This is a genomic window from Acinetobacter sp. AOR41_HL, assembly GCF_027854645.1.
In the GTDB taxonomy this organism is placed as follows: Bacteria; Pseudomonadota; Gammaproteobacteria; order Pseudomonadales; family Moraxellaceae; genus Acinetobacter; species Acinetobacter nosocomialis.
In genome coordinates, this window is sequence record NZ_JAKTHZ010000007.1 from 1 (window position 1) to 5,167 (window position 5,167).

The 5,167-nt window shown below is 53.6% G+C and carries 5 protein-coding genes and 1 pseudogene; 2 read left to right on the forward strand and 4 right to left on the reverse strand.

Annotated features, from left to right (window positions below):
- The first annotated feature begins 102 nt into the window (after positions 1-102).
- Positions 103-1,034 (forward strand): annotated as a pseudogene (locus MKL35_RS01230) (IS5 family transposase).
- A gap of 420 nt (positions 1,035-1,454) precedes the next feature.
- Here the strand turns inward: MKL35_RS01230 and MKL35_RS01235 are convergent.
- From MKL35_RS01235 to MKL35_RS01250, 4 genes are read right to left on the reverse strand one after another with little or no spacing between them, the layout of a single operon-like run.
- Positions 1,455-2,606 carry a S1C family serine protease gene (locus tag MKL35_RS01235; RefSeq protein WP_002072799.1) on the reverse strand — a complete coding sequence of 384 codons (1,152 nt, stop codon included), beginning with the start codon at positions 2,604-2,606 and terminating at the stop codon, positions 1,455-1,457.
- Between the two features lie 19 nt (positions 2,607-2,625).
- Positions 2,626-3,459: a zinc metalloprotease HtpX gene (locus MKL35_RS01240; RefSeq protein ID WP_004882732.1), complete on the reverse strand. Its 834-nt coding sequence runs from the start codon at positions 3,457-3,459 to the stop codon at positions 2,626-2,628.
- Positions 3,446-3,934, reverse strand: coding sequence for a phosphate-starvation-inducible PsiE family protein (locus tag MKL35_RS01245; protein WP_004882734.1), 489 nt, complete (start codon positions 3,932-3,934; stop codon positions 3,446-3,448). Before MKL35_RS01245 ends, MKL35_RS01240 begins: the two co-directional genes overlap by 14 nt.
- 11 nt (positions 3,935-3,945) lie before the next feature.
- On the reverse strand, positions 3,946-4,239 hold the full coding sequence (locus MKL35_RS01250; RefSeq protein ID WP_050560455.1) for a GGDEF domain-containing protein: 294 nt from the start codon (positions 4,237-4,239) through the stop codon (positions 3,946-3,948).
- Here MKL35_RS01250 and MKL35_RS01255 point away from each other — a divergent pair.
- On the forward strand, positions 4,240-5,167 hold a 928-nt coding region (locus MKL35_RS01255; protein WP_270912625.1), incomplete at its 3' end, for an IS5-like element ISAba13 family transposase.

Consider the following 5,167-nt stretch of genomic DNA (forward strand, 5'->3'; position numbering starts at 1 on the left):
AGGTAGGACATTTCTACTTAGGAATAACAATCGTTTGTAAGCCCAAAGGGCTTTGTTGCACAAACCTATCTGTAAAGGCTTTTTCAGCGATATAATTTTCAAATGAAGAAGCCTACACAGAAAATCTACCGCACAACCAATTGGCCCGCATATAACCGAGCACTCATGAGTCGCGGAAATATTGCCATTTGGTTTGATCCTGCTACGCAATGGTATGCGCCATCAAAAGGCAAACAAGGGCGAAATCAAACCTACTCCGACGCAGCCATCCAATGCTGCTTAATGATTAAATCCTTATTCCGTCTGTCTTTACGTATGGTCACTGGCTTTGTGCAAAGTCTGATTAAACTTTGCGGATTAAATTGGATAGCGCCAGACTACACTACAATTTGTAGACGAAAACAGCATATTGATATTGCAATCAGCTACCAAAAAAGTAGCGATGGGCTGCATCTACTCGTAGACTCTACAGGCATGAAGTTTCTAGGTGAGGGCGAATGGAAACGCAAGAAACATGGAGCTGAATATCGTCGCCAATGGCGTAAACTACAATTGGTATAGATGCCAAAACCCTACAAATACGCGCTATTCAGCTCACAACCAATAATGTCAGTGATTCACAGGTGCTTGGTGATTTACTTAATCAGATTCCACAAGATGAGCAGATTGACTCTGTTTATACCGATGGAGCTTATGACACCAAGCAATGCCGTCAGGTCATTGCAGATCGGCAAGCACATGCGGTGATTCCACCTAGAAAAAATGCGAAACCATGGAAAGATACAAAGAGTAGCTCGCTAGAGCGAAATGAATTACTTCGAACAGTTAAACGTTTAGGCAGGACATTATGGAAAAAATGGTCAGGCTATCATCGCCGCAGTTTGGTGGAAACCAAGATGCATTGCATCAAATTATTAGGCGATAAATTAATGGCAAGAAGCTTTCCTAGTCAGGTGAATGAAATTCATGCACGTGTAGCAGTCCTCAACAGATTTACGGAATTAGGTCGACCACTTACCCAAGTTACGCCTTAAATTTGGCTCAATTAGGGGCGCTTTGCATTTCAAATCTTTGTGCAACAAAGCCGCGCTAAAGTATCATCCTAATTTTCGCCCAGGCTCGAAAAATACGGTAAATGGTGAAAATAAAAATTCATCCTTTTCCGATGTTGCCCGTTCCAACACGTAAGCAGTCAGTCAGAAAAAACACATAGATCCAATCCCTAGCGAGCATTGAGCTCTCTCATCCGTGCCAACTGCTCCAACCCTTGGACGCCCTAAATGCTTACCCAAAAAAATCAACACCTTCTTTTAAAAACACAATCAAAAATGACTCCCTTATATCCATTTAACCTAAACAGCCTTCCCCACACTGCACTAGCTAGGGCTCGTAGTTCGGCGCAAGGCTGAAGTCGCTTGACTGCTTCGCTGTGCAGATCCATGACCCACTTTCCATCAAACTCCCGGTTGTAGTTCCACAAGCATCTCGCGAGTCTTGCCGGCCCGCTCCACTAACAAGACCACAACATCTCCAACGTTCTTGTCGTCTAGCCGGGCCTGTAATGTGGTGACGTCGTCGACGGCGATACCGTCGATGCTGATAACGCGATCGCCGGGCACGATGCCGCCTGCGGTGACCTCGATGCCGACGAGCCCGGCCCTGTGCGCCACCGAGCCCGGCGTCACGCGCAATACGAATACGCCCTTACTACCGGTCAGCGCCTGCAGACGCGCGTTGAGCTGCTCATCCACCTCGATGCCCAGCGCCGGACGGATGTACTTGCCGGTCTTTATGAGTTGCGGCACCACGCGCATGACGGTATCCACCGGCACAGCGAAACCGATGCCAGCGGACGCGCCCGAAGGGCTGTAGATGGCGGTGTTGATGCCGATCAGCCGCCCGGCCGAATCGAGCAGCGGGCCGCCGGAGTTGCCGGGGTTGATAGCGGCGTCGGTCTGGATCAGGTGATCGATGGCAGGCCCGCCCCCTTCGCCGTCGAGGGTGCGGTCGAGCGCCGAGACGATGCCGGTGGTGAGCGTCCAGTCCAATCCGAAGGGATTGCCGATAGCGAACACTTTCTGCCCGACCTTGAGGTCGGCACTGGTGCCCACCGGCACAGCGGGCGGGCGCTTGAAGCCGACGCCGATCTTGAGCACGGCGATGTCGTGCTCGGGGCTGGCGCCCACCAGCGCAGCCTGATAATCGCGACCGTCGGCCAGTTTGACCGTGGCAGACGATGCCCCCTGGATGACGTGGAAGTTGGTCACCACGTGGCCGGCATCGTCCCAGATGAAGCCGGAGCCGGTGCCGCGCGGCACGGAAAAGACATTGCGCGACCAGACGTCACGCACCAGTTGCGCCGTGGTGATGTAAACCACCGACCCGCGCGATTTCTCGAACAGTTGGATGGTGGTCTGCTCGTCTGCCGCCAGATCACCACGCGGTGTCACCGTGCGCTCGGCCGCTTCGCGCGGACTGAACCAGGCTTCGATGGCAGGCAAGAACTGCCACAGCAGCATGAGTGCGGCGATGCAGCCAGTGATGACGAGCCAGCGCCGGATGAATCGGTCCGGCGCCGGGCGGCTGTTGAGGTCGGGGTAGGTCATGCCATTCTCCTTGTTGAAATCAGCGCCAGACACCGCTGGCGCGCCAACGCGGTGGGCGTGGCGCCAAGGGGATGTCCGGCAGAAATGGGCTGGAATGAAGCGGTTGCGGTGCCATCGAATCAGCCAATTCCCGCAAGCGTTGGATGCGCTCTGTCGTCGCCGGATGCGTGCGCAACCAGGAGGGTTCCGGGTTGCCCCATCCGGGCAGCAGCCGGGCGCGACTCTCCCGCTCGATCTTGGCGAGCGCCAAAGCCAATCCCTGTGGGTCGCCGGTCAATTCGGCGGTGAGCCGGTCGGCGTCGAATTCGTGCACCCGCGACAAACCCAGTTGCGCCAGCAGCGCGAGCTGTGGCGAAACGGCCAGCAACAGCAGCGCCGGCCACTGGATAGCGACTGTGCCCCACAGCAAGGCCGGCAGGCTGAAGAGGAGCATGATTTGCCCCAACAAGGCCAGAAGATGGGTGAGCCGGCTGATGGAATCGGCCAGGCCCATGACACGCAAATCCTCGTTCGCAATATGCGCGATTTCGTGGCCGAGCACGCCGGTCAACTCGCGGGGCGTGAGGCTACGCAGCAGACCGTCGGTCAGCGCGATGGCCGCGTGATGCTTCGTACCGGTGGCGAAGGCGTTGACGACCCCGCTGGGCACGTAGTGCGGTACCGGCACGGCAGGCAACCCGGCCCGCGCCGCCAGTTCGCGCAACACAGCCCAAAGATCGGGCGCTTCATTCGGGTGCAGAGGGCGTGCGCCATACAGCCGCAGGGTCAGCACCAACAGCGCGGTTTGCAGGCGATTGAGCCAGCGATGCCGCGCGCCGGCAGCCTGCGCGTGGCGCCGATCACGATGGCTCATTTGGGCTTTCCCCGGCGGCCCGGTCAGCGCGCTCGCGCAGCAGCCAGTAAGTCGCCCCGAGGGCCAGCATCGCGCTTGCGAGCGCCGCGATCTTGGCGGGGCTGGTCTCCGGGTCGAGGATCACGAACTTGCGCGCCAGGGCGATCAGCCCGATCAGGATCACCGTCTTGACCTGGATGATGCTATCGCGGCGCAAGGCCACCCGCACGATGGAATGCTTGAACTCCATGGCGATGAGCAGCGTCATGATCATGCCGAACACGGTCTGGAAGACCTTGTGATCGAGCGGATTGAACGCATCGATGACCAGCAGGCTGAAGACGATCGAGATCAGCTGCAGCAGCGAGACCACGATGATCACGGCAATGATTGCGGACAGCGCGAGCGCGATCACCTGTTCGAAGCGCTCGTAGAACGTCATCACTGCCCATTGGGCACGAAATGTTTTGATCGGGTCCGGTTGCTTTTCCTTCATCGCTATTCCTCTCAATTCTGAAATACTTGTGCGCCCACAACTTGGTTGCGCCCTTGTCTTTTTGCCTGGTAGAGCGCGCTGTCCGCCTGCTGCATCACCTGCTCGGAAGAGTTTAAGCAGACGTCAAGGGGGGCCACCCCCATGCTGGCGCTATAGCTGATCGACACCTCTCCACACACCACCGCTGTCGTCGCAACGTCCTGACGAAATCGCTTCGCCCATACTTGGGCGTCTTCAATCGATGCCGCTTCGGCTTTGTTGCACAAACCTATCTCTAAAGGCTTATTCCACAATATAATTTTCAAATGAATAAGTCGACACCTAAAATTTATCGCACAACCAATTGGTCTTCATATAACCGAGCTCTCATTAATCGTGGAAATATTGCCATTTGGTTTGATCCTGCTACGCAATGGTATGCCCCATCAAAAGGCAAACAAGGACGAAATCAAACTTACTCCGACGCAGCTATCCAATGCTGCCTAATGATTAAATTTCTCTTTCGATTGTCTTTACGCATGGTCACTGGCTTTGTTCAAAGTCTCATCCATCTTTGTAGGTTAAATTGGATAGCGCCAGACTACACTACAATTTGTAGACGACAACAGCATATTGATATTGTGATTAGCTATCAAAAAAGTTGTGATGGACTGTATCTAATCGTTGACTCCACAGGTCTGAAATTCTTAGGTGAGGGTGAATGGAAGCGTAAAAAACATCAGCCTGAATATCGTCGCCAATGGCGTAAATTACATATTGGTATAGATGCTAAAACCTTACAAATACGCGCTGTTCAGCTCACAACCAGCAATGTGAGTGATTCACAGGTACTTGGTGATTTACTCGATCAGATTCCACAAGATGAGAGAGTTGACTCCGTCTATACCGATGGAGCTTATGATACCAAACAGTGCCGACAGGTCATTGCGGATCGGCAAGCACATGCAGTGATTCCACCAAGAAAAAATGCGAAGCCATGGAAAGATAAAAAGATGGGCTCGCTAGAACGCAATGAGTTGCTTCGAACAGTTAAACGTTTAGGAAGAACTATTTGGAAGAAATGGTCAGGCTATCATCGGCGAAGTTTGGTTGAAACCAAGATGCATTGCATCAAATTATTAGGGGATAAACTCAGTGCGAGAAATTTTCAAAGCCAAGTCAATCAGATTCATGCACGTATGGCAGTATTAAATAAATTTACGGACTTAGGCAGACCACATACCCGAGTTGTCA

What these genes read in the sequence shown, in the direction of transcription:
- MKL35_RS01235 (WP_002072799.1), bottom strand. Translation starts at nt 2,606, where the DNA reads ATGACCTACCCCGACCTCAACAGCCGCCCGGCGCCGGACCGATTCATC.
- MKL35_RS01240 (WP_004882732.1), bottom strand. Translation starts at nt 3,459, where the DNA reads ATGAGCCATCGTGATCGGCGCCACGCGCAGGCTGCCGGCGCGCGGCAT.
- MKL35_RS01245 (WP_004882734.1), bottom strand. Translation starts at nt 3,934, where the DNA reads ATGAAGGAAAAGCAACCGGACCCGATCAAAACATTTCGTGCCCAATGG.